We start from the raw sequence: 19,909 nt of genomic DNA, 5'->3' as shown, positions 1-19,909 counted from the left end.
CCGGATCTTCTGGTTCGGGCAGGAGCACGGCGCCGGGACGGCGGAGACTTGGCGGTTGAGGCCGTCCCGGGGCCGGTCAGTGGTGGTGCTGGCCGTTGAGGAGCGAACGCAGGACGACGGCGCAGACGGCGACCGAGGCGCCGGTGATGGCGACGGCCAGGAGCATCGAGACCAGGACCGCGCCGATGACGAGGACCAGGCCCGCACCACCGGCGACGGCGGCGACGAGGCCGACCGGAGTGAGGCGGACGGCGGGCAGCTGCACACGGGACGTCGGCTGAACTGGGGCGTGGTGGCAGTCGCAGGCGGGAGCCGTACCCGTGTGGGGTTCAACGGCGGTGGTCGGCTGGTCGAGCGGGATGACGAGGCCGGTCGGGAGCGGGTTGACCGGGATCTTGGGCCGGATCATGTGGTTCTCCTTCCGGGCGGGTTACTTGTTGATCGCGGTGTCGATGGCCGGGGCGAGGAAGCTGTCCGCGAGGAGGAAGCCGCCGAGGAGGATCACGGCGACGAGCCACAGCGGCGGGCGGATGAGCTTGTAGCCGAGAACTCCGACGACGATCAGGGCGAGCCAGAGCGGTACATCCACGGCGGTGTGTCCTTCAGGTCAGTTGATGCGGCAGCGGTGGGAGCGGGCGGCGAGCTGGGCGGCGGCGGAGCTCGCGTAGTCGGCGGACCAGCCGCAGCCGTCGGCAGTGCACACGGCGGCGTGCTTGGTGCGGCCGCGGTTGTCGCGGTAGGTGCCGATCTGGACCGGGCCGATCTTCATGAGCGAGTGGAACGAGTTCCGGACGGGCATCGAGGTCTCCCCTCAGACGAGCTGGACGGCGATGGCCTCTGCCATCGGGAGCGGTACGCCGAGCCGGGCGCGCAGAGTCTCGGTGTCGATCTCCGAGCCGGTGCGGGTGCGGTGATCGGCGGCGAGCTTCTGGGCGTGAGCGACGAGGGCGGGCGGAGCGATGACAGTCGGCACCTCCTGAACCGGCGCGGGCAGTGCCGGAGCGGGTTCAGGCTCGTCGGGCGGTTTCCGCACAAGCACGGGACCAGGCACAGAAGCCGACTCAGGCTCGGCGGACGGTGCCGTGTGCGGGTGGACGAGCAGAGTCCCGCCGAGGAATGCGAGCGCCGGCCATCCGGCGACGAGGATCCGGAGCCAGTCCGGGACGTGGGCCAGGTCGAGGAGTCCGGCGGTGGCGACGTTCGCGCCGAGCGACGCGGCCAGGGCGATGGTGAACCAGGTCCACGCGGGCCCGGTCGCCTCCCCCGCGTCCCGGAGGCAGCGAAGTCGGCGCCAGGCGGCGACGAGGAGCAGGTCCACGCTGACCGGGTAGGCCCAGGCTTTCCATCCCTCCTGTCCAGCCGCTTCGGCAAGGTCGTGCAGGTGGGCGAAGGACAGGGCCCCCGCGATGACTGCTTGGACGAGTACGGCGTCCGGGCGGACGAGGCGGGCCACGTGCTTCACCTCCTTTCAGGCATGGGTCGGGTAGGGACCTGGCGTGAGAGGTCACGCCGACCGAGTGGGGCAGGTGCTACGGCAGGACAGTCCCGGTGAGGACGCGGGCGGGCAGCACGGGCCGGAAGGGATCCAGCTCCGGGATCTGCGGCGTGCGATACGCGTGGGCGTTGCAGACGTCCACGGCCTGGCGGAGCGTGGTGTGCGGCGTACGGATGCGGGTCCAGCCGCCAGAGGAGTCGCCGACTACGGCGGTGCCGGGCCGGTCCTTGTCGATCTGGATGGCGGCGAGCACGGCCTCGGAGGAGATGTCACCGAAGGCCATGTTGGCCGAGGTCTCGTCGTTGACGCGGTGGGCGGTGCGGCCGGTGAGCTGGGCGCGGAGCATGGTGATGCCCTTGCCGAGTTCGGATCCGAAGCGCTGGCCGCAAATCTCCAGGTGGATGCCGGCGGCGCGACCGAGCTGGGAAAGCCGTACGAGGTGGGTGACGATCTGGTCCCTCCGGACCTCCTCCTTCTTGTTCGCGGCGAGGGCCAGCTCAGCGACCTCATCCACGAGGACCACGACAGGTGTGGGGCGCAGGTGTTCGGGTAGGTCCCAGATATCGGCGGTGATGTCCGCGTCTGGCAGATCGGCGCTGACCCGCTGCTCAGCACGTATGACCTGGTAGACGCGATCCATGTACTGGACGAGGGCGGCGAGCAGGTCAGCAGCCGTGTCCGGGTTGTCGGCCAGAGCTGTGAACCGCCGCGCAAGGGGAGCGAGTTCGACTCCGTTCTTGCAGTCGATCCCAACCAGGGCGACGTCACACGGCGCAAGACCGGTGACCAGGTTGCGCTGGTAGACGGACTTCCCAGACTTCGTGGCGCCCACGTTCAACGCGTGCGGGACCGACAGATAGTCGCGATGATGCACGGTCCCGTCCTCGCGCAGAGCAACCGGAATCCGAAGGACTCCAGAAGCCGGAGGAGAGGCGGGCATCCGAACCTCCCGCAGGACGTCGTAGCCGGTCATCCGCAGTTCGACGACTCCCGAGCGAATCTCCTGCGCGGTGACGGCGTGCAGGACGAAGGAGTGCCGGAGGCGGTCCGAGGCTGCCGAGAAGTCGAACGCGTCCTGACCGGACCGAATCTTGAGGCGGAGTACCAGGCCGGTACGGGTGGGGCGGATCCACAGGATCCGGGGCGACCGGGATTCCGGCGCGGGACGGTCAGTCAGCCGGGCCAGTGCCAGGCGCCAGCGCGAGGGCGGGACGGTGAGCCCGCAGGCATCCATCACCGACCGGTAGCGGGCCAAGACGCGAACCGCAGCGCAGGTGACCCCGAAGGTCACCCAGTACCAGCCCGGACGGTACCGCCGCAGGACAAGTGCGACGACGAGCAGCAGCGGCAGGACGACCCATAAGACGTCCATGATCAGGCAGTCTTCGGCGCGGAGGCGGCCTGGACGAGCGAGGTCACGGCGACGGCGCGGAAGCTGATGCCGTGGCGCTTCTGGCCGTTGAACTCGTTCTCCCACGGGCGGGCGACGAGTCCGGTCAGTCCGACCGGCGTGCCCATCACGAGCTCACCGGTGATGCCGGTCTCGGGGACGGTGACGGAGAGGACCTCGGCCTCGCCGTAGGCGGCGAAGAGCACGTCCACGGTCATCATGCGGACGCCGGTCTCGGGGTCGGTGGCGATCTCGCCGGTACGGCGGTCCTTGACCTTGGCGGCCGGCGGCTGGGCCACCATCACCATGGCGGCGGAGGTGTCGACGGGGATCTGACGCACTGAAGATCACTCCTCTATAGGGGTAGAACTCCTCCACTCATGTACATGAGTGACATGAAGAAGAGTGCCCGACTCCTATACATGAGTCAACCCGCTGCGGAAGAAAACTCGCAGCGGGCTGTGGGGAGTTGAGGAGTCGTCAGTCGCGCGCTGGGATCCGGTACTCGAAAACGAACTGGTCAGCGGCCATGAGGGTGTCGCAGACCTCCACCACGCGACCCGCCTCAGTCACCGCATCTCGCACCAGATGCACGACAGGCGCGCCAGGACTCAGCGCCAGCTCGGACGTCTCAGCCTTCGAGGCCGGCCGGGCCTGCAAGGTCTCCACGAACTCGACAAAGACATGGCCGTGTTCCTCAAGCCGGGCATAGATCCCACCGCCACCAGGATTCTCGGCGAACAGCTCAGGGATGTCCTTCACGACGTCCCACGGCAGGTACGAGGTCGCGGTCTCCACCGGGGTCCCGTTCCGGAAGTACAGCCGCCGCCGGGCAAGCACCTGAGTGCCGGCCTCAACCCCAAGCCGTCCGGCAATGTCCTCCGGGGCCTCCATGGGCCCGATGAACAGCACGCTCACCTTGGCCTCGGCGCCGGACTGTGCGGACTCGGCAAGGTAGGCCGCTCGCCCCTCCTGCCGATGAGTACGCCGAAACCGCTCAGACGACCGGTGCCGCACGGGCGGCCGGGCCTTAACAATCGACCCCTTGCCGTGCCGAGTCTCCACGAGCCCACTCGCCCGCACCTCGACCATGGCCTTACGAATGGTCCCGCCAGAGACGCCATACCGATCCACGAGCTCAGACTCGCTCGGCACCATGTCGCCGGCACCCAGCACCCCGGCCCGGATCTGCTGAACGATCTCGTCGGCGATCTGGACGTACCGCGGTACGGCCTTGCCACCTCCCACTGCGGTTCCCATAGTCCTTCTCTTCCTCCTATGCTCCTGTACATGAGTACGGGTTCCCCGCAGCACAAGTCAACGCCACTGCATTCCGTGTCCGTGGCCGGGGCCGTGCTACGCGAGGACGGCCGGCTCCTGGCGATCCGCCGAGCGGACAACGGAACTTGGGAGCTCCCGGGCGGAGTCCTCGAACTCACCGAGTCCCCAGAAGCCGGCGTCCGCCGCGAGGTCCTGGAGGAAACAGGCATCGAGGTCGAAGTCCAGGAGCTCACCGGGGTCTACAAGAACACCACCCGGGGCATCGTCGCCCTGGTCTTCCGCTGCAAGCCCTCCGGCGGCACGGAACGCACCTCCAACGAGTCGACCGCAGTCGCCTGGCTGACCCCGGAAGAGGTAGCGGCCCGCATGTCCGAGGTCTACGCGATCCGTCTGCTGGACGCCCTGGACGACGAGGGCCCCCACGTCCGCAGCCACGATGGCCGAACCCTCACCCCTGCCCACTGAATGCGGACACGTTGACCACGAACCTCGCCCTGAACCTCGAACGCACCTCCACACGCGGAGACCACAGCGATCTCCGGCTGAGCATCGCCACCCATCGACACGTCTGCGATTCGTACTACTTCGCCATCGACGCGTCCCCAGCAGCCGCAGGCGCAGACCTCGGAACCAAACTCGGACGCTTGTTGGAGCAGTGGAACGAGCAGGTCTCCGACCTCATGGGGTCCGGCGGCACTGCCTACCTGCCCTACGACTTCTCGGACCAGTGCACGGCATGGCTCCGCGTCTCATCGCCGGACGGACAGGCAGCCCTCGTTCAGGCCGGCTGGAGCCACATCGAGGCCTGGGGCATCGAGCCGTCCAACTACGCCACCACTGCCCCCAAAGTCACCGACTTCGCCCCGATCAAAGGCGCCCAGATCGAGTGCTCACTAACCGACTTGATCACACACATCGAAGCGAACCGCGCTGCCCTGATAGACACAGGTCCGTAGCGCGGTAAGAGTTTCCCTACTTCATCAAGGCACGCGCCGCGCACGCGCGGCGCGTGCGGCCCGGCGCCCGGGCCTGCGCTCCTGTCTGCGCCCCGCTCCAGCCCGGCCGCCGTCCGCACGCCTACGGCTCGGATTGATAGGCAGCGCTTCAGGCGGGCGTTCAGGCACGGCAACCGTCACATGGCATGCGTGGCCTCGAGCGCTGCCGACTGCGACCGGGACGGGGTGCCAAAAGACGGCCAGCGGCGAGGGAGGGGTGGCCTCTTGCGCAAGGCCGGCCGACTGCCGGGCCTGGGTTGGGCCGGGCGCCGTACCCCCGCCGTCACGGATGACGGGAGCGTGAGGCGACCGCACCACCGGGAATGGGCTGGCGGGGAGCAGCTGCTGCCGCGATGTGGCGGCGGCCGGTGTGGTCGCTCCGCGTCGGTACCGGTCTCGTTGTGGCTGATGAGCATGTCGTCTCGGCGAGGGCTGATGGAGGCACTTACCTGTAGCACTGATGAGGGAAGCGCCCGGGCTACCTGCAGTGAGTCAGTACACCTCAGAACGATGCCTCCGGTGGGGGCGCTACGACTCCGGGATGGACGGGGCGTCGTACGCGGGTGCAGGTACGTCGTGGCGAGCGTCGGAGGCTCCCATCCGTCTGCCGTCGCCAGGCAAGCCGAGCAGGCACGGGCCCGGGCGTCCAGGTCGTTCGTACAGTGGTGCGCTCCACGTGGACGCCAGGGCATGCGCCCGCTCCACATGCGTGTGGGGCGACGGCAGACGGGATGGGAGTTACGGGTCCATCCGGCCGCGCTTTCGACTTACCGACGCTCGGCAACTAGTCAAATATTTCCGCAGCATACCCTTCAGGGATTTCTCCATCGGCAAGCGAAGTAAGGATGGCAAACGACTGCAAGAGGGGATTATTAAATCGGTAAGTATACCGACGCTCCGTGCCCTCCCGGCGCAGAACCGAGCCGCGATCCATCTCGGTAAAAGCCTTTAGGTGGGTCGCGAAGGCGGGAATTTCGTACGGACGCCCCATGATCTTGCTCATCGGGTCGCGTACTGCGCTGGCAGTGAACTGACCGAGCCGGTTCTTTTCCGCAAGAGCACACGCCGCCAGCACGCGCGAAAACAAGGTTCCGGGACGAGGGCTCTGAATTGCCATCTGATATTCTCGCACAAGTGAATGTTTTTCGATGGCCTGATTAATCGCCGCATTGACGTCAGCTTTGGTAACGGCTAGACGGTCGTCGGACACCGCATGCTGTCCAGCGTAGAGGCTAAGTAGGTGCACGTAATGCGGAAAGCCTTCAGAGAGTCGACTGATGCGCTGCCGCGCGACATCTTCGATTCCCATTTCTGCGGCCTTAAGGCCGGTGTCTACGATGTCTGCTAGCTCAGGCTGCGACATCCTGGGCATCCGAACTTCTTGTACGGCTCGCTGAATCGACTGATGCTCGCCGAAGAGCTGGTCAATAGAGTCGGCCACTCCCACAATGACGAGCTTCGTGGATACCAGGTGATCAGACAAACTCTTGATCAAGTCTGCCATCAGCGAGAGCGAATCATCGTCCTCGATTCGGTCGTATTCATCTAGAATGACTACGCTCGCCTTAGGGAAGTGCTGAAGCTGAACACGGACACTATCCGGATCGGGGGTGCCATATTTCCAGGATTCCGGAACATCCCGCTCGGCAGCCTCCAAGACCTTTACCCAAAGGGTACGGAACGTATCTTGAGTACTGCAGTTAATCCGTACAACGACTCCAAATTCTGGAGCAATTGGCTCCAGAATTTCTCTCAGAATATTGGCCAAGGAGGTCTTTCCGACACCGCGCTCTCCATATAGCATCACATGCCGTCCCGGTTGCGCAATCGCGCCGGTCACTTCCAGAATCTGCTCAACGCGTCCTGCGAAGAAGCTTCGGCTTGCCACTGGAGCGCTTGGTGTGAAGACTTGCGCCAATTTAAAGAAGCGCTGCATCTTTGGTGCGTCCTCGACCATTCGGGCCCGCCTCTGCCTAGATCGCCAACTAGCGCACCATTGAAGCACTCACGCCCTACAGGTGGGACTAGTTTCGCGGAACTGGGGGGGTCGGCGATGGTCAGAGTCCTGAGAGCACCGTCGCTGGATCAGGGCTCTACGGAAGAAGTGGCGCTTGCGAGGCGCATTGCGGGTCTGCGGATTGGGGTGCCGGTGTGGTGGCTGCCGGTCGGCACCGCTGTCCTGATCCCGAGGGCAGCACGGTTGTGGGAGGGCGGTGCCCATCAGGACAACCGCCCCGACCTCGGAGGAGCGCACCATGGCCTGCACCGACCCCCAGTGCGACAGCGGCATCATCCCCAACCCGTACGCCGACGACCCCGAAGACCTCACCCTCTGCCCCACCTGCAACCACGGCTACAACCTCCGCGAGCACTACGACTACGCCGGCTGGCGGCTCCCGAGCCCCGGCGCGAGTCGGGGCCCTGGGGCTGAGCAGCAACGACTCAGGCCGTGCCCTTCCCGTGCCCGTTAGAGGGGAACAGCGGTCGCTGGCAGGTGGTGCTCACGCGAACGGCCCCTGGCCATTATTGCTAGTCAAAGGCCGTTCAAGGTGCGGTGGATGTGAGATTTGAACCCACGGTGACTCGCGCCACGACGGTTTTCAAGACAGGGCAGCGCGAGCAGGCGACAGGGCAGGAAGGCTACCAGCGGCACACGCGCTTCACTGAGATGCGGTCCAGGATCGGCCAGCTTCCCAGGTGAGTGAAATCCGCCGCTAGATTGCCAAATCGAGAGGCAGGTCGCTGATGTCTCTAAGCCGCCTACCGGAAGTCAATGTATACAGCATGTTGACGGCCTCGTCATTCTGGGATTCAAGGACAGCCTTCATAAGCTCCGGCAGAGCGAAATGATAGACAGTGTCGATATCGCCTGTACCGAGTGCCAGAGACGCCAATCTGGATGGCGAAGGCTCGCCAGTGACGACCGCGATATGCGGAGTCCGCCCCTTACGGTTGCGGATTATATTGAGGGCCTCGGAACGGGCATTCTGGGCCCGATCGCTCCGAAGTGTCCATTTACAAGAAACTATGGCGTGAACGATCGGGTGGTTCTGGTTGGACTCCCTGATGATGGCATACCTGCCTGAATCCGCATCCACGAGGTTCCAGTCTCGATTAATTACACTGTCCGGTTCGGGGTGTCGGAGCACCAAAATATCAGGGCTGATCTCATATGAGTTTCCCAGGATAGAAGCGAGGTCCGGGTTACGTTCGACCGCTATCGCAAGATCGGCCAAGTGGCTATAGGGCTCATATTTAGAGATCTGATATTCGGCACGCGATCCGCCAACGTTTTCAACTACCCATTTCCCTGGGCGGAGAGACTGGAGGAGAGGGAAAGTGCGCTTCAGGAACCCTTCCACGGCTTCCTCGAACTGCTTTCCGGCGCGCTGCCCTGTGAGCTTCTTTTCGATTACCTGCGCCGAAAGATCTTTCGCAATGCTCAGCGCTATTCCCACGCTGGTCTTTTGGCCGCTATCGGCATTCGAAGCTACACCATCGGGCGCCAGTGAAAGTGTTTTTCTGTCAACAAGGTCCCTGTGAAAATCCATCCTGGCTTCAGTAAGCACCGCTGGCACGTGAGAAATACCCCCAAACTAGAGCCCGACATCGCTGGGTGCGAGCCAGGGTTAGCAGACCGCGGCCTGGTCCAGGCCCCCGGCGCCGAGCTCAAGCCGCTCATGGATGACGCCAGCGAGTGCGCAGGCGAGGCCGACCGGGACAGCGTTGCCGATCTGCTTCGCAATGTCGATCTTCGTCCCGTGCCACAGGTAGTCCTCGGGAAAGCCCTGAATGAGGGCGGCCTCGTAGTGAGTGATCGGGCGGTGCTCCACGGGGTGAAGGTACCGGCCCTTCTCCGGCTTGAAGAACTCGGTCCGAATGGTGACCGAAGGACGGCCCAGTCTCAGGCGCCCCATGACGTCTCCCGATCCGGTGGTGTGCCGGTCCCAGCTCTCCGTACTGAGGTACTGCTCTCGGCCGTCGACCAGCGCATGCTTCCCGCGCAGATTCTTCCGGTTGCCGCCCGCCGGGATAGCCTTGTACCGCTCCATCGACAACGCCTGAGGCACACGCCCTATGTGCAGCTCGGTCGTCCGGAACGGGCCGGCCACACCATCGGCACGGAAGCGTTCTGGAAGCGCCGTCCCTTTGATCGCCAGGCGGCCCGAGCGGTCGAACACGTCGTCTACGGGCTCCCACGGCCAGAGCGTCGTCCCACCGTCGAACGGCAGGAAGCCAGCATCCTGCTGGAAGGCGCGCTGACTGTGGGTCGGTGTGGGCAGCAGGATGGGCGCACCGAGTGCCCGGTGCGTGCCAATGATGATCGTCCGCTTCCGGGCCTGCGGTACCCCGTAGTCGGCCGCGTTGAGCAGGCCCTCGACAAGGGTGTAGTCGCCGAGCGGTCCACCAGGCTTAACCGTCTCCAGAAGCCCTGCGTACTCGTGCGACGTTTTGAAGCGGTCTACGTTCTCCATGACGAAGACCTTCGGCCGAACGGTGCTGACGACCCGGACGTACTCTCGCCAGAGGCTATTGCGCGGATCGTCCCAGTACCCCTTGTTCAAGCCCGAGAAGCCCTGGCAGGGCGGCCCTCCGGTGATGACGTCGACGCGGTCCGTGAAGTGAGCGGGGGCGAAGTCCTCGATGCTCATTTCCATCACCTGGGCCGAGGGGTGATTGGCCTGGAACGTAGCAAGCGCTGCGCGATCGAAGTCCACTGCTGCAATGGTTTCAAACGCCACTCGAGACCCGTCACCACCCGCGGCGTAGGAGCGGAAGCCCTCTGAGAATCCGCCGCACCCGGCGAAGAGGTCCATCACTCGCAACGGCTCCATCAACCATCCCCCAAGATCGTCCGGCAGTGGGCAAGGATCCTACGTTCCCCCACTGACAGCCCGGACTTGAAAGGGGCTGCCAGCCGATCCCCTGTCAGCGGAGCCTGGTAGACCTAGGAACATGACCCTCCCTGTCGAAGCTGTGCCGCAGGTGGCGTTCTCCGACTTGGAGACCGCCGACCTTCAAGTCGATGCGCTCTATGCCGGCGGGACGAGCGGCAACTCCGGTGACGACCCGATGTCCAGGCTCATAAAGGGGATCGGCAACCAAGGCGGCTTCCGGTACGCCGGCTCCCCGGCCAATCGCACGGTGAAGCTGGCCGTCCTCTACACCAGCGGCCGAGAGGTGGACTGGCCCGACTACTTGGATGTGCAGACCGGGACCTTCACCTACTACGGCGACAATAGGAAGCCGGGGCAGCGTCTTCACGAGACCTCGCGCTCGGGCAACGTTCTGCTGCGCGATGTCTTCGCTGCCTCCCACGAGACCCCAGCCGTCAGGGCCAAGGTGCCCCCGTTCCTCCTGTTCGAGAAGGCTGCTAGGACGGGGCGTTCAGTGCTCTTTCGCGGGCTCCTGGCGCCCGGCGGTCCTACGATGACCTCGGACGACGAGCTCGCCGCCATCTGGAGGGCCACCGCGGGCAAGCGCTTCCAGAACTACCGCGCCCACTTCACCGTGCTTGACGTGGACCGGGTTCCGCGCAGCTGGATCCAGCACTTGCTGGCCGGCGGGGATCCACTGGACGGTGACTGCCCCGCTGCGTGGCAAACCTGGGCTGAAAGCCGGGTCTACCGCCCCCTCCTGGCTCCTACAACGACCACGATCCGCTCCAAGGCGGACCAGCTGCCGGAAGACGCTGCTGGCAGGGCCATGCTGGAGGCGATCCGGGAGTACTTCCGCGGCCGCGAGTACGATTTCGAAGCTTGTGCGGTAGCGATCTGGCGGCTCATCGCACCGAGCACGGGCGCAGTTGACGTGACCCGGCCGAGCCGTGACGGTGGTCGGGACGCCATCGGTACCTACGTCCTGGGACCTGTGGCGAACCGGATAGCGATCGACTTTGCCCTTGAGGCCAAGTGCTATGCCGCGGACAACTCCGTGGGAGTCCGTGAGGTCTCCCGGCTGATCTCCCGGATCCGACACCGGAACTTCGGCGTGTTGGTCACTACTTCGTTCTTCAACAAGCAGGTGCAGGACGAAGTCCACGAGGACGGCCACCCCATTGCCCTGGTGTGCGGGCGGGACATCATCGACGCGCTCCGCCAGCAGGGACGAACGACGGTGGACTCCGTACAGCAGTGGCTCAAGCAAAGTTTCCCTCATGCGTAGAGCGCAGCGGAAGCCGCGGCCCCTTTGTGGACCGACGAGACCGGCTCTGACTGGTTCGAGTCCCTGACCTGCCGAAACGCGCGGGACGCACGGGGCCTCCGGAGCCGTGTGCGTCATATGAGAGCGGCCCCAGATTGACTCTGGGGCCGCTTCGTTGTCTCGTGCGAGTTCTGTTAGCTGAGGTGCGCTGGGAGTCCTTCGGGGTGGGCTGGGTGGAGGAGGCGGTCGCCGCGGCTGGTAGCTACGCGGAGAGTGTCTCGGAGGGCTACGGTCAGGTCTGTTGCCAGGAGGCGGAGTTCCTCTGGGTCTGAGTCCGCATCGGATAGGACTTCAACGGCATGGTCCAGGAACTCGGCCCCTAGCTCGAGCTGCATGTCTTCGGCGTGGTCGGCCAGGCGGGACAGGTATCCGGCGGTGTCATCGGTGCTCAGGTAACAGGGCTTGTCGTCGGGGCCCGTCCAGGGGAGCAGGCGCAGTCCGTTGCTCGGAGTCATTCCGTTGGGGTCCCCTCGTCGGTCGTGAGGCGGGTGGTAAAGAGAGCGTCCGCTCTGTCGCCGGGGAGGACTATGCGGGCTACCTCGACCACGCGGCCGGTGGTGTCGGTTGCCACGCGGGTGAGCGAGAGGACCGGCAGGGACGTGCTGATCCGAAGGGCCGTTGACTCGTCTTGGGTTGGGAGGCGGGCGCCGAGTCGTTCTTGGATCTCGGACAGCGGTGGGTGGAGGTCTGCCAAGCGCGCTCGCATCTGCTCGGGCGAGGGACAGCCGACTGGCGCCAGCTCTCGAGGGACGTAGATGCGGGCCAGGCTGTGAGGCGCCTTCCCGTCGTGGGTCACGTAGAAGAGCTCAGTCAGTGGGCTGAGGGCTGGGACGTTCAGAAGGGCGGGCAGTTCGCCGTGCGCTTCGAGGTTCGTGGTGCGGACGGTTGCTCGTAGGGGCGGGATTGGTGACGTGCCGACGCCGCCGACGTACGTGGTCCTGCGGAGGGGGCGGCGGACGAAGTTGCCGCTGCCGTGGATCTTCTCGACCAGGCCTTCGCCTTGGAGGAGTGCGAGGGCGCAGCGGAGGGTTGGCGTGCTGACCGTGTAGCGGGTGGCGAGTTGGGCCTCGGAGGGGAGGCGTTCGCCGGGTTGGAAATGGCCCGATGAGATCTGGTGGCGGAGATCGTCGGCGATGGCGTGGCGGCGGGAAGGCATGGGCCGGGTCACCACTTCCTCATCATTCGGAGGGCGATGAGTCGGCTCCCTGCGTGCATCGTGAGTGTCTCACCCGTCTCGAAGAACAGCCGCTTTGCACCGGCGGGGAGTTGGACGAGGTCGGCTACGCGGCACGGCTGGCCGCCGATCTGGATAACGTCGCCGCGCTGGACGCTGTCTGAGGTGATCTCGATGTTCGTGGCGAGTGCGCCGCTGGGGGCCCTCACTGGTTCACCTGCCGCGGTTCCGACGGTTTGTTCGGGGTGTGGCAGGAGCAGGCGCAGGCCTCGTAGATCACAGGGACGCCAACGGGCGCCGTTGCGGGGGACGACTGGGCGCATTCGGAGTGTGTGCCGATCGCGCACGAGCTCGACCTGAAGGTGGTCCTCGCGTGCGTGGCATAGGAGAGTGCGAGGAATTGCGGCCCACTGGTGCGGGCGGTGGTGGGGCCCATACGGTTGTGCACGCTGATCAGCTCCTATCGCTGACGGCCAGGTCCCCGGACATCGCCCGTCGCGGGGACCGCTTTGTTTATGGCGGCCCAGAGGGTGCGGCCGGTCAAGCTGCTGGCGACGAGACCGAATCGGTCGGCCTCCGCCACCACTTCCAAGACCTCCCGCCACGATTCGGCGGGCAGCGCTTCCGGTACCTCCGCTTCGATCGACGTGTAGTTGGCGTGCGGCTCCACGCGTGTTGTCAGGCCGAGGGCCGACAACCGGGCGGCGAGATCCTTTGCCCTTGCTTCTGAAGCGGGCACAGGGCCTCCGTCGCCGACTGATCACGTTGAGTGAAGCTAGTTAACTAGATTAGAGCTAGTGGACTAGATTTTCCACATGCTTGAGCAGCCGCCTTATCTCCGCATCGCCGACGTCCTGCGGCAGCGGATCGCGGAGCACGTGTGGACGGCCGGAGATCGGCTTCCGTCGCGTGCCCAGATCGCTGAGGAGTGCGGTGTCGGCGAGAACGTGGTCCGCAGGGCACAGGAGCTCCTGATTTCCCAGGGAGTGCTGGAGGGGCGTGCGGGGTCCGGGACGTATGTGGCCGAGCCGCGGCAGCGCGTACGGGTGGTCCGGTCCTCTGCCAGGGAGCAGCCGGACGGTTCACCGTTCCGCGCGGACATGCGGGCGCTGGGCAAGCAGGGGAACTGGGAGAGCCGGACCGAGGCGAAGGTGCCGGCTCCGGCCGAGATCGCGGCGCGACTTGGTATCGCCGAGGGTGACCTGTGCGTGCGCACGGTCTACGAGTTTCTGGGTGATGGTCGGCCGGTGCAGTTGTCGACGAGTTGGGAGCCGTACGGGCTGACCGGCGGCACAGTCGTCGTGCTGCCAGAGGGCGGGCCGCATGCGGGGGCCGGCGTCGTGAACCGGATGGCCGAGATCGGGATCACGGTCAGCCACGCCGTGGAGCAGCCGGAGCCTCGGCCGGCGAGCGCCGAGGAGGCATCGCTTCTCGGGATCCAGAAGGCCGCTCTGGTCACGCACATCCGGCGGACTTACTACAGCGACCAAGGGCGGCCCGTGGAGACGGCTGACATCGTCATCCCCACCGCGTTGTGCGAGATCGTCTACGAGATCCCTGTCGATCGCTAGAGCGGCGGGCGGAGGATATCGCTGGGGACGTGGAGCGGACGGCCCGCAAAACCGAGCTACTGAACTTGATCGGGCGATGTCGGGTGATTACCTGACAGGTGAGGGATGGGTCCGGTAGATGTGTGCCGTGAATGACTCCACGCCCGAGGATGGCGAACCCACCACCTTCGTCGAGAAGACGAAGAATCTGTACGGGAAGCACAAGGGGAAGGTCCTCGCCGCAGGCATCGCCCTGGGCGGCATGGCCCTGGCCGTCGTTGTCGTGGTCGCCAGGAAGGCCATGGAACAGAACGCCACTGAGGATGCCGAGGACACCGGGTCGGTCGCCGACCCTGCGGCCGTGGACGAGCCACGGAAATCCCCCGTCAAGCACCCGGTAGTCGGGCACACGCGGACCCTTGCTGACGGGCGCGTTGTTCCCGTTGCAGGTTACGAGCGGGGCGGCTCCTCGGATGACGAGGATGAGGACGAGAACCCCGGCGAAGTCGCAGCCTGAGCGCCTGGGGGAAGGGCGCCGCGGCCTCTCACGGCCCACCGTCACTACCTCCCTCAAGGCCCGTCGGGCCGTGTCCCCCGCGTGCCCGTGCAGGAGGCCTTTGACGGGGAATCTCGGGGAGGGGCGGGGAGGCGGGTGGGAACGTGCAGGTCAGTGGGGTGGCTGCTCGGTGGGTAGGTGCGTAAGCGATCTTCCAAACTAGTGCTCTGAGTCGGCTGTGTGTGCCCCTCGTACTCCTGGCGCGTCCCTGTGCGCCCTTCCTGCCACTTGGCACTTCCGGCAGCGTGCGTGAGGTGTCCACGTTGAGGGAGCGGGAGGGAGCCAGGTGACGCAACCGAGGTGCGGCGCGGTGACTAAGCGCGGAGGTCGATGTCGGAACAAGGCGATCGTCGGGAGCGGCCAGTGCGCCAAGCATCAGGGCCGCTGGACTCGACAGGGTGGCGCGCAGGTGCAGGCAAAGGAAGCTCAAGCCAAAATGCGGGAGCTGCGCAAGAAGAAGTGGGCCTGGTGGTGAGCGGTCGTCTGACATCCATGGCTGACATCAACGCGGGTGGCCACTGACAGTTTCGGGTGGCCACGCAGAGGCGTCGTGGCCTTGGGCCGGCGGGTGGCTGGTGGGGGCCGGGCGAGCTTACAAAGCAGATGTCGGCGGTTCGAAACCGTCCACGCCCACCAGCACGAAGGCCCCTCGCCGATCATGGCGGGGGGCCTTCGTCGTGCGTGGCGTGGGTTCGTGGGGTACCGCGATTGCGTGGCGCGGGGGTTGGCCGGGGGGGGCTCGTGGTGGTGTCGGGTGAGGTTGCCCGCGCAGGGGGTTCTGCCGAGCCGCGTCCGACCCTCATGCACTGCTGCCGATGACCATCACGGGCCGGCCCTGTAGCCGTAGAGCCAGATGCCTCCCGTGTGCGCGTGCGGACCTTTTCGTGGGCTCGGCGCGCCCTTGCGTGGGCGTTCACGTGGCAGGGCGGCATCGTTTCGGTCAGCCGGGTGGCCATGGGAACGGCCCGCTGTGGACGGGCAGTTCGTTGGGTTGTGGGGGCCTTGACGGGGTGTGGGGGCGCGGGGATCGTCGGGGGATGGGCGAGTGGGTGGTGGGGGGTGTCGTGTTGCTGGCGATCGCGGCCGGCGGCGCGGCGTACGTCGTACTGGACCGCAGGGCCAGGGAGGAGTTCGAGCGGCGGCGGGATGATGAGCGGGCCCGGTTGCTGGCGCGGGTGGCGGAGCCGGCGGCGGAGGGCGGGGACCCGAAGTACGCCGATGTCGGGGGGATGCCGGCCGGGCGGGAGGGGCGCGGGGACGCCGAGTTCACGTCCGTGCTCGTGGAGTACTACGCGTACGGGCTGACGCAGGCGCGCAGCAGCTTCGCCACCAGCCAGCGGTTCGCCGGGGCCGGCGCCGCCATACTGCTGCTCGGGGTGGCACTGGCCGTGTGGAAGGCCGAGAGCAGCGGGGATCTCTACCTCGGCGTGGTCATGAGCTCGGTCGGCGTCGTCGTCACACTCGTCGGGCAGCTGTTTCACCGGCGCGCCGACATCGCGCTCAGGCACATGGCCGATCAGACCGCCTCCCTGCGGGAGGACCGGCGGGCCGCCGCCGCCCTGCAGCAGGCCGTCGAGCTGCTCGACGAGGTCACGGATCCCGTGCTGCGGGCGCGACTGCAAGCCGGTTTGATCATGAAATTGTCCGGGGCCGAGCTGCCCCGGTAGCGGGATAGTGGGGGTATGTGCCGTTCCATTAAGACCCTGCGCCCGCCCGCCATCCCCGCCAAGGCCACCGAGGAGGAGATCCGCGCCGCCGCACTGCAGTACGTGCGCAAGGTGTCCGGGTTCCGGGCGCCCGCCGCGCACAATCAGGAGGTCTTCGAGGCCGCCGTGGAGGCGATCGCCGAGGCCACGCGGGACCTGCTGGACGGGCTGCAGGTCAGGGGCGCGGCCACCGCCACCGCCACCGCCTAGGTTCGCTCCGTTCTGTGCTGGGGTCCCGGTACGGCCGCCCCCCCGGGGGGCTCGTGCGGCGGCTCGGCCCGTCAGGACATGCGGGAGCGGCGGCGCAGTACCCAGACGCCGGTGCCCAGTGCGCCTGCGGCCATCGTGCCGCCCAGGGCGATCTGACCGGGGCTCATCGCGCCGATGCTGCCGCCCAGCCCGCCGCGGGCCGCGCCCGTGGTGACCTGGAGGGAGACGGTGACGCGCTGGCCGCCGGCGCCACCGCACTCGAAGGTGACCGAGTGCGCGCCCGCGTTGGCGTTGCCGAACACGGTGGCGTTGCCGAACAGGTTGGTGGCCTCGAGGTTGCCCGGGGTCAGACGCACGTCGCCGAAGGCGGTGGACGAGGCAAGGCCGGTCTTGGTCCCGCAGCCGGTGACGTTCAGGCTGACCCTGCCCCCGGGTGCGACGGCGGTGGGGGAGACGCCGGCGGACGGGGATGCGGCGTGGGCGAGCGTGAGCGGAGCGGCAGCGCTGAGCACGAGGGTCGCGGCCGCGACCCTGGCAAGGAGGCGGCGGTTCGGCAGCTGGGCGAGCGGCTTGGCGGGCATGGAGAGAACTCCTCGGGCTCCTCGAAACGGCACGACCAGGCCACGGATGTGACGCGGATTCGGTGCGCACCGTGTGGTGGACGCTAGGAGCCCTGGCCCGGGGCGGCGATCGGGGCCGGGTGAACGGGTGAGCCGCTGCTCCGCCCGGGGGAATCGGTACGGGAGGGCTGCGCGCTACGCCGGTGTCGCAGCGGGGCGGCGGACGACGAAGGCCGCCAGAGCACCCGCGGCGAAGAGGGCGATCACGGAGACCGCCGTGCCGAGCCAGGCGGCGCCGAGCCACTGGGTGCCGAAATAGCCCAGGGCCACGCTGTACCCGGCCCAGGCCATACCGGCCAGCACTGACCAGGGCAGGAACTCCATGACCTTGCGGTGGGTCTTGCCCGCACCCAGGGACACCACCGAGCGGCCGGCCGGGGCGAAGCGGGCGATCACCACGAGGGCGCCGCCGCCGCGGGCCAGGGCCGCGCCCAGGCGTTCCTGGGCCCGGGTCAGCCGCCGGGACCGGGCGATGGCGCGGTCCAGCCGGGCCCCACCGCGCCGGGCCAGCCGGAACGCGGCCATGTCACCCAGTACCGACGAGGTCGTGGCGATCACCAGCAGAGCCAGGATGTCCGGCACCTGCGCCGGAACCGGCACCGGCCCGGCCGCCCCGGCGGCCGCCGCAGCCGCAGCAGCGGTGATCACCAGAACCCCGCTCGGCAGCACCGGCAGGAAGACGTCGAGCACGACGGACAGCGCCACCACGGCGTAGATCCATGGGCTCGTGGTCAGCGACCCCAGAGTCTCAAACAAAGCGGGACTCCCCAGTCCGATTGACGTGCTTCGGCATGAAGCGCCGCGACGTCGCGGGGGAGCGGCAGGGGCGGCTTGACAGCCATACAGCGTACGCCTGGCGTTGGTGCGCCGTATGCCCGGGGGTTTCCCGGGCCCACAGTGTGTCAGTCCCGTCCGTCCGCCTGAGTTGTGGTGTGCGGCTTTCGCGTCCGTCGTGCCACCCGCCCTGTTTCGCTCAGTCCGCCGCCGTCAGCTCGCGGTCCAGCACCGTCACCAGCCGGGCCCGCTGCTGTCCCTTCCGGGCCTTGTGCGCCTGGTCCAGCCGCAGCCGGGCCGACCGGCCCGCCAGCGCCAGCGTCATCAGCTGGTTCCCGAACCACGGCCCATCCGTACGGCGCCAGCTCAGCGGCGGACGCCCGGTCCGCCCGTGCCGCGAGAACCCGCGCCCCAGCCACCGCCCCACCCGCGACCAGCCCAGCCGGAAGCCCCACTTCACCACCGTGTGGATCGAGTTGTGCACCGGCGAGCACGTCAACTGGAACACCCGCGCCGTACTGGGTATTCGGGGCTCGGCCACGTACGCGTGATGCACGTCCCCGGACAGTACGCACACCGTCGCCGGAGCCCGCGGCCCCGTCCCGACCTCCTCGATCAGATCACTGAGCGCCGCGAACGAGGCCGGGAACGCCGCCCAGTGCTCCAGATCGCTGCGCCGCCGCAGATCCTCCCCGATGCGCGCCCACCGAGGCCCCCGCTCACCGCGGCACAGCGCGGCATTCCACACCTCCGCGTCGTGTATCAGCGGCGGCATCAGCCACGGCAGTGACGAACCGATGAGGAGGTGGTCGTAACCGCCGTGCCCGGCCAGGGCGTTGTCGCGGAGCCACTGCTGCTCCGCCGGATCGAGCATGGCCCGCCCGTCCTCCGCGAGCACACGCGCCGCACGCGTGTCCACCATCAGCAGCCGCGACCGGCCGAAGTCACGCCGGTAGCTCCAGCGCACCGAGCCCGGATCCGCATCCGCCGCGGCGGCGAAGGCCCGCAGCGCATCCGTACCGTCCGGGGCCTTGCGCACGGCCGCGTACAGCGGGTCGGCCGCGAGCTCGGTCGGCGAGAGATTGCCCAGGTGCTGGTACACCCAGTACGACATCAGCCCGCTGAGCACCCGCTCCTGCCACCACGGCGTCGCCCGCATCTGCGCCAGCCAGGCCGCGCTGGTGTTCCAGTCGTCCACGACATCGTGGTCGTCGAATATCTGCAGGCTGGGGACGGTGGAGAGCAGCCAGCGGATCTCCGGGTCGAGCCAGGACTCGTAGTACAGCCGCGTGTACTCCTCGTAGTCCGCGACCTGCGCGCCGGGCGCATCCCGTAGGTCCCGGCGGGCCGCGATCCACTTTCTGGTCTCGCGGGACAGCTGGTCCGCATACACCTGGTCGCCCAGCAGGAGCAGCACATCCGGCCGCACCTCGTCCGGATCGGCGGCCAGTCGCGCCGCGAGGGTGTCGAGGGCGTCCGGACCGTGCGGCCCGTGCCGGCCGGCCGGCGGCGCAGCCTGCCGGCACGACCCGAACGTCACCCGCAGCCCCGGGGCCGGCCGCCCGGCCGCCGCGACGGCGGGCGTCGTGATCGTGCTCGGCGGGAAGGCCGTCCCCGCCGGCGGCCAGACCTGCACGCCGTCGAGCAGCACCTCGTACGCCGTGGTGCTCCCCGGGGTCAGGCCCGTCACCGGCACCAGGGCGTAGTGGTGCCCGGCGACCTGGAAGGTACGCACGCTGCCGGCGGCCCCGTCGGCGCAGCGCACTTCGGCCGTGCACGGACGGTCGGCCTCGACCCATATCGTGGCCGAACCGCCCGTGTCCCAGTCGACATAGCGAAGCAGCGGCCCCAGACGCAATCCGGCCATGCAACTCCCCCTCCTCCGTAGCCCCTTCGATCACGGTACGACGGGGAAGGGGGACGCGGCCTCCCCCTGGCGGGGGAAAGGCCGGGT

At 67.4% G+C, this 19,909-nt stretch carries 25 protein-coding genes; 8 read left to right on the top strand and 17 right to left on the bottom strand.

Translation table 11 applies throughout. The features are described 5' to 3' along the window. Positions 1 to 76: 76 nt before the first annotated feature. From ACFYXK_RS02870 to ACFYXK_RS02840, 7 genes are all read right to left on the bottom strand, one after another. On the bottom strand, positions 77 to 409 hold the full coding sequence (locus ACFYXK_RS02870) for a SpdD-like protein (RefSeq protein ID WP_389409524.1): 333 nt from the start codon (positions 407 to 409) through the stop codon (positions 77 to 79). A 21-nt stretch (positions 410 to 430) separates the two neighbouring features. Then, the gene (locus ACFYXK_RS02865; protein ID WP_107048169.1) at positions 431 to 589 is read right to left on the bottom strand and encodes a hypothetical protein; all 159 of its coding nucleotides are present in this window, start codon (positions 587 to 589) and stop codon (positions 431 to 433) included. 18 nt (positions 590 to 607) lie between these two features. Further along, positions 608 to 799: a mobile element transfer protein gene (locus ACFYXK_RS02860; protein WP_030862311.1), complete on the bottom strand. Its 192-nt coding sequence runs from the start codon at positions 797 to 799 to the stop codon at positions 608 to 610. A 12-nt stretch (positions 800 to 811) separates the two neighbouring features. Then, positions 812 to 1,453 (bottom strand): DUF2637 domain-containing protein, encoded by a 642-nt coding sequence (locus tag ACFYXK_RS02855; RefSeq protein WP_389409523.1) that lies wholly within the window; start codon positions 1,451 to 1,453, stop codon positions 812 to 814. Between the two features lie 76 nt (positions 1,454 to 1,529). Further along, positions 1,530 to 2,867: an FtsK/SpoIIIE domain-containing protein gene (locus ACFYXK_RS02850; protein WP_389409522.1), complete on the bottom strand. Its 1,338-nt coding sequence runs from the start codon at positions 2,865 to 2,867 to the stop codon at positions 1,530 to 1,532. Positions 2,868 to 2,869: 2 nt separating this feature from the next. Next, positions 2,870 to 3,226: a hypothetical protein gene (locus tag ACFYXK_RS02845; RefSeq protein WP_389409521.1), complete on the bottom strand. Its 357-nt coding sequence runs from the start codon at positions 3,224 to 3,226 to the stop codon at positions 2,870 to 2,872. Between the two features lie 139 nt (positions 3,227 to 3,365). After that, on the bottom strand, positions 3,366 to 4,145 hold the full coding sequence (locus ACFYXK_RS02840; protein ID WP_389409520.1) for a GntR family transcriptional regulator: 780 nt from the start codon (positions 4,143 to 4,145) through the stop codon (positions 3,366 to 3,368). An 18-nt stretch (positions 4,146 to 4,163) separates the two neighbouring features. On the opposite strand from ACFYXK_RS02840, the gene ACFYXK_RS02835 reads away from it, so the two are divergent. Next, positions 4,164 to 4,631 (top strand): NUDIX hydrolase, encoded by a 468-nt coding sequence (locus ACFYXK_RS02835; protein WP_389409519.1) that lies wholly within the window; start codon positions 4,164 to 4,166, stop codon positions 4,629 to 4,631. Positions 4,632 to 4,642: 11 nt separating this feature from the next. Continuing rightward, positions 4,643 to 5,122: a hypothetical protein gene (locus ACFYXK_RS02830; protein WP_389409518.1), complete on the top strand. Its 480-nt coding sequence runs from the start codon at positions 4,643 to 4,645 to the stop codon at positions 5,120 to 5,122. Between the two features lie 823 nt (positions 5,123 to 5,945). Here the strand turns inward: ACFYXK_RS02830 and ACFYXK_RS02825 are convergent. Beyond that, on the bottom strand, positions 5,946 to 7,118 hold the full coding sequence (locus ACFYXK_RS02825) for an AAA family ATPase (protein WP_389409517.1): 1,173 nt from the start codon (positions 7,116 to 7,118) through the stop codon (positions 5,946 to 5,948). Between the two features lie 298 nt (positions 7,119 to 7,416). Between ACFYXK_RS02825 and ACFYXK_RS02820 the strand changes: the two genes are divergently transcribed. Continuing rightward, complete coding sequence (locus tag ACFYXK_RS02820; RefSeq protein ID WP_389409516.1) at positions 7,417 to 7,632, top strand: hypothetical protein; 216 nt, start codon at positions 7,417 to 7,419, stop codon at positions 7,630 to 7,632. Between the two features lie 243 nt (positions 7,633 to 7,875). Here ACFYXK_RS02820 and ACFYXK_RS02815 read toward each other — a convergent pair whose 3' ends face one another. Both ACFYXK_RS02815 and ACFYXK_RS02810 read right to left on the bottom strand, forming a co-directional pair. Next, on the bottom strand, positions 7,876 to 8,739 hold the full coding sequence (locus ACFYXK_RS02815; protein WP_389409515.1) for an NgoMIV family type II restriction endonuclease: 864 nt from the start codon (positions 8,737 to 8,739) through the stop codon (positions 7,876 to 7,878). Positions 8,740 to 8,790: 51 nt separating this feature from the next. Continuing rightward, positions 8,791 to 9,978, bottom strand: coding sequence for a DNA cytosine methyltransferase (locus tag ACFYXK_RS02810; protein ID WP_389409514.1), 1,188 nt, complete (start codon positions 9,976 to 9,978; stop codon positions 8,791 to 8,793). Positions 9,979 to 10,117: 139 nt separating this feature from the next. Here ACFYXK_RS02810 and ACFYXK_RS02805 point away from each other — a divergent pair, with 139 nt between their 5' ends. Beyond that, complete coding sequence (locus ACFYXK_RS02805) at positions 10,118 to 11,326, top strand: restriction endonuclease (RefSeq protein WP_389409513.1); 1,209 nt, start codon at positions 10,118 to 10,120, stop codon at positions 11,324 to 11,326. 173 nt (positions 11,327 to 11,499) lie between these two features. Here ACFYXK_RS02805 and ACFYXK_RS02800 read toward each other — a convergent pair whose 3' ends face one another. From ACFYXK_RS02800 to ACFYXK_RS02785, 4 genes are all read right to left on the bottom strand, one after another. Beyond that, a complete protein-coding gene (locus tag ACFYXK_RS02800) occupies positions 11,500 to 11,820 on the bottom strand; it encodes a hypothetical protein (protein WP_389409512.1) in 321 nt (106 codons plus the stop codon). Next, positions 11,817 to 12,521, bottom strand: coding sequence for a GntR family transcriptional regulator (locus tag ACFYXK_RS02795; protein WP_389409511.1), 705 nt, complete (start codon positions 12,519 to 12,521; stop codon positions 11,817 to 11,819). The genes ACFYXK_RS02800 and ACFYXK_RS02795 overlap by 4 nt, the downstream gene beginning before the upstream one ends. Before the next feature lie 8 nt (positions 12,522 to 12,529). Next, positions 12,530 to 12,748 carry a hypothetical protein gene (locus ACFYXK_RS02790; protein WP_389409510.1) on the bottom strand — a complete coding sequence of 73 codons (219 nt, stop codon included), beginning with the start codon at positions 12,746 to 12,748 and terminating at the stop codon, positions 12,530 to 12,532. Between the two features lie 251 nt (positions 12,749 to 12,999). After that, positions 13,000 to 13,278: a hypothetical protein gene (locus tag ACFYXK_RS02785; protein ID WP_389409509.1), complete on the bottom strand. Its 279-nt coding sequence runs from the start codon at positions 13,276 to 13,278 to the stop codon at positions 13,000 to 13,002. A gap of 76 nt (positions 13,279 to 13,354) precedes the next feature. Between ACFYXK_RS02785 and ACFYXK_RS02780 the strand changes: the two genes are divergently transcribed. The 4 genes from ACFYXK_RS02780 to ACFYXK_RS02765 all read left to right on the top strand — a co-directional run bounded on the left by ACFYXK_RS02780 (position 13,355) and on the right by ACFYXK_RS02765 (position 16,561). Continuing rightward, positions 13,355 to 14,110, top strand: a complete 756-nt coding sequence (locus tag ACFYXK_RS02780; protein ID WP_389409508.1) for a GntR family transcriptional regulator — start codon at positions 13,355 to 13,357, stop codon at positions 14,108 to 14,110. A gap of 127 nt (positions 14,111 to 14,237) precedes the next feature. Beyond that, entirely contained in the window at positions 14,238 to 14,606 is a 369-nt protein-coding gene (locus ACFYXK_RS02775) for a hypothetical protein (RefSeq protein ID WP_389409507.1), read from the top strand. A 1,076-nt stretch (positions 14,607 to 15,682) separates the two neighbouring features. Beyond that, positions 15,683 to 16,312 carry a hypothetical protein gene (locus ACFYXK_RS02770; protein ID WP_389409506.1) on the top strand — a complete coding sequence of 210 codons (630 nt, stop codon included), beginning with the start codon at positions 15,683 to 15,685 and terminating at the stop codon, positions 16,310 to 16,312. A gap of 15 nt (positions 16,313 to 16,327) precedes the next feature. Continuing rightward, complete coding sequence (locus ACFYXK_RS02765) at positions 16,328 to 16,561, top strand: DUF2277 domain-containing protein (protein ID WP_389409505.1); 234 nt, start codon at positions 16,328 to 16,330, stop codon at positions 16,559 to 16,561. Between the two features lie 71 nt (positions 16,562 to 16,632). Here ACFYXK_RS02765 and ACFYXK_RS02760 read toward each other — a convergent pair whose 3' ends face one another. The 3 genes from ACFYXK_RS02760 to ACFYXK_RS02750 form a co-directional block, all read right to left on the bottom strand. Further along, on the bottom strand, positions 16,633 to 17,142 hold the full coding sequence (locus ACFYXK_RS02760) for a hypothetical protein (RefSeq protein ID WP_389409504.1): 510 nt from the start codon (positions 17,140 to 17,142) through the stop codon (positions 16,633 to 16,635). Between the two features lie 174 nt (positions 17,143 to 17,316). Beyond that, positions 17,317 to 17,937, bottom strand: a complete 621-nt coding sequence (locus ACFYXK_RS02755; RefSeq protein WP_389409503.1) for a DedA family protein — start codon at positions 17,935 to 17,937, stop codon at positions 17,317 to 17,319. A gap of 217 nt (positions 17,938 to 18,154) precedes the next feature. Then, the gene (locus ACFYXK_RS02750) at positions 18,155 to 19,822 is read right to left on the bottom strand and encodes an alkaline phosphatase D family protein (protein ID WP_389409502.1); all 1,668 of its coding nucleotides are present in this window, start codon (positions 19,820 to 19,822) and stop codon (positions 18,155 to 18,157) included. Positions 19,823 to 19,909: the final 87 nt, after the last annotated feature.

Origin of the sequence: Streptomyces sp. NPDC002209, from assembly GCF_042890265.1 — a bacterium.
Classification (GTDB): domain Bacteria; phylum Actinomycetota; class Actinomycetes; order Streptomycetales; family Streptomycetaceae; genus Streptomyces.
Note: the sequence above shows the minus strand (reverse complement) of the source record. Positions and strands in the feature narration are given on the sequence as shown.

Bases quoted from the DNA above. Each gene is read 5' to 3' on its own strand.
- ACFYXK_RS02870 (WP_389409524.1), bottom strand. From the start codon at position 409: ATGATCCGGCCCAAGATCCCGGTCAACCCGCTCCCGACCGGCCTCGTC.
- ACFYXK_RS02860 (WP_030862311.1), bottom strand. From the start codon at position 799: ATGCCCGTCCGGAACTCGTTCCACTCGCTCATGAAGATCGGCCCGGTC.
- ACFYXK_RS02850 (WP_389409522.1), bottom strand. From the start codon at position 2,867: ATGGACGTCTTATGGGTCGTCCTGCCGCTGCTGCTCGTCGTCGCACTT.
- ACFYXK_RS02840 (WP_389409520.1), bottom strand. From the start codon at position 4,145: ATGGGAACCGCAGTGGGAGGTGGCAAGGCCGTACCGCGGTACGTCCAG.
- ACFYXK_RS02835 (WP_389409519.1), top strand. From the start codon at position 4,164: ATGCTCCTGTACATGAGTACGGGTTCCCCGCAGCACAAGTCAACGCCA.
- ACFYXK_RS02825 (WP_389409517.1), bottom strand. From the start codon at position 7,118: ATGGTCGAGGACGCACCAAAGATGCAGCGCTTCTTTAAATTGGCGCAA.
- ACFYXK_RS02820 (WP_389409516.1), top strand. From the start codon at position 7,417: ATGGCCTGCACCGACCCCCAGTGCGACAGCGGCATCATCCCCAACCCG.
- ACFYXK_RS02810 (WP_389409514.1), bottom strand. From the start codon at position 9,978: ATGGACCTCTTCGCCGGGTGCGGCGGATTCTCAGAGGGCTTCCGCTCC.
- ACFYXK_RS02805 (WP_389409513.1), top strand. From the start codon at position 10,118: ATGACCCTCCCTGTCGAAGCTGTGCCGCAGGTGGCGTTCTCCGACTTG.
- ACFYXK_RS02800 (WP_389409512.1), bottom strand. From the start codon at position 11,820: ATGACTCCGAGCAACGGACTGCGCCTGCTCCCCTGGACGGGCCCCGAC.
- ACFYXK_RS02795 (WP_389409511.1), bottom strand. From the start codon at position 12,521: ATGCCTTCCCGCCGCCACGCCATCGCCGACGATCTCCGCCACCAGATC.
- ACFYXK_RS02780 (WP_389409508.1), top strand. From the start codon at position 13,355: ATGCTTGAGCAGCCGCCTTATCTCCGCATCGCCGACGTCCTGCGGCAG.
- ACFYXK_RS02770 (WP_389409506.1), top strand. From the start codon at position 15,683: ATGGGCGAGTGGGTGGTGGGGGGTGTCGTGTTGCTGGCGATCGCGGCC.
- ACFYXK_RS02765 (WP_389409505.1), top strand. From the start codon at position 16,328: ATGTGCCGTTCCATTAAGACCCTGCGCCCGCCCGCCATCCCCGCCAAG.
- ACFYXK_RS02760 (WP_389409504.1), bottom strand. From the start codon at position 17,142: ATGCCCGCCAAGCCGCTCGCCCAGCTGCCGAACCGCCGCCTCCTTGCC.
- ACFYXK_RS02750 (WP_389409502.1), bottom strand. From the start codon at position 19,822: ATGGCCGGATTGCGTCTGGGGCCGCTGCTTCGCTATGTCGACTGGGAC.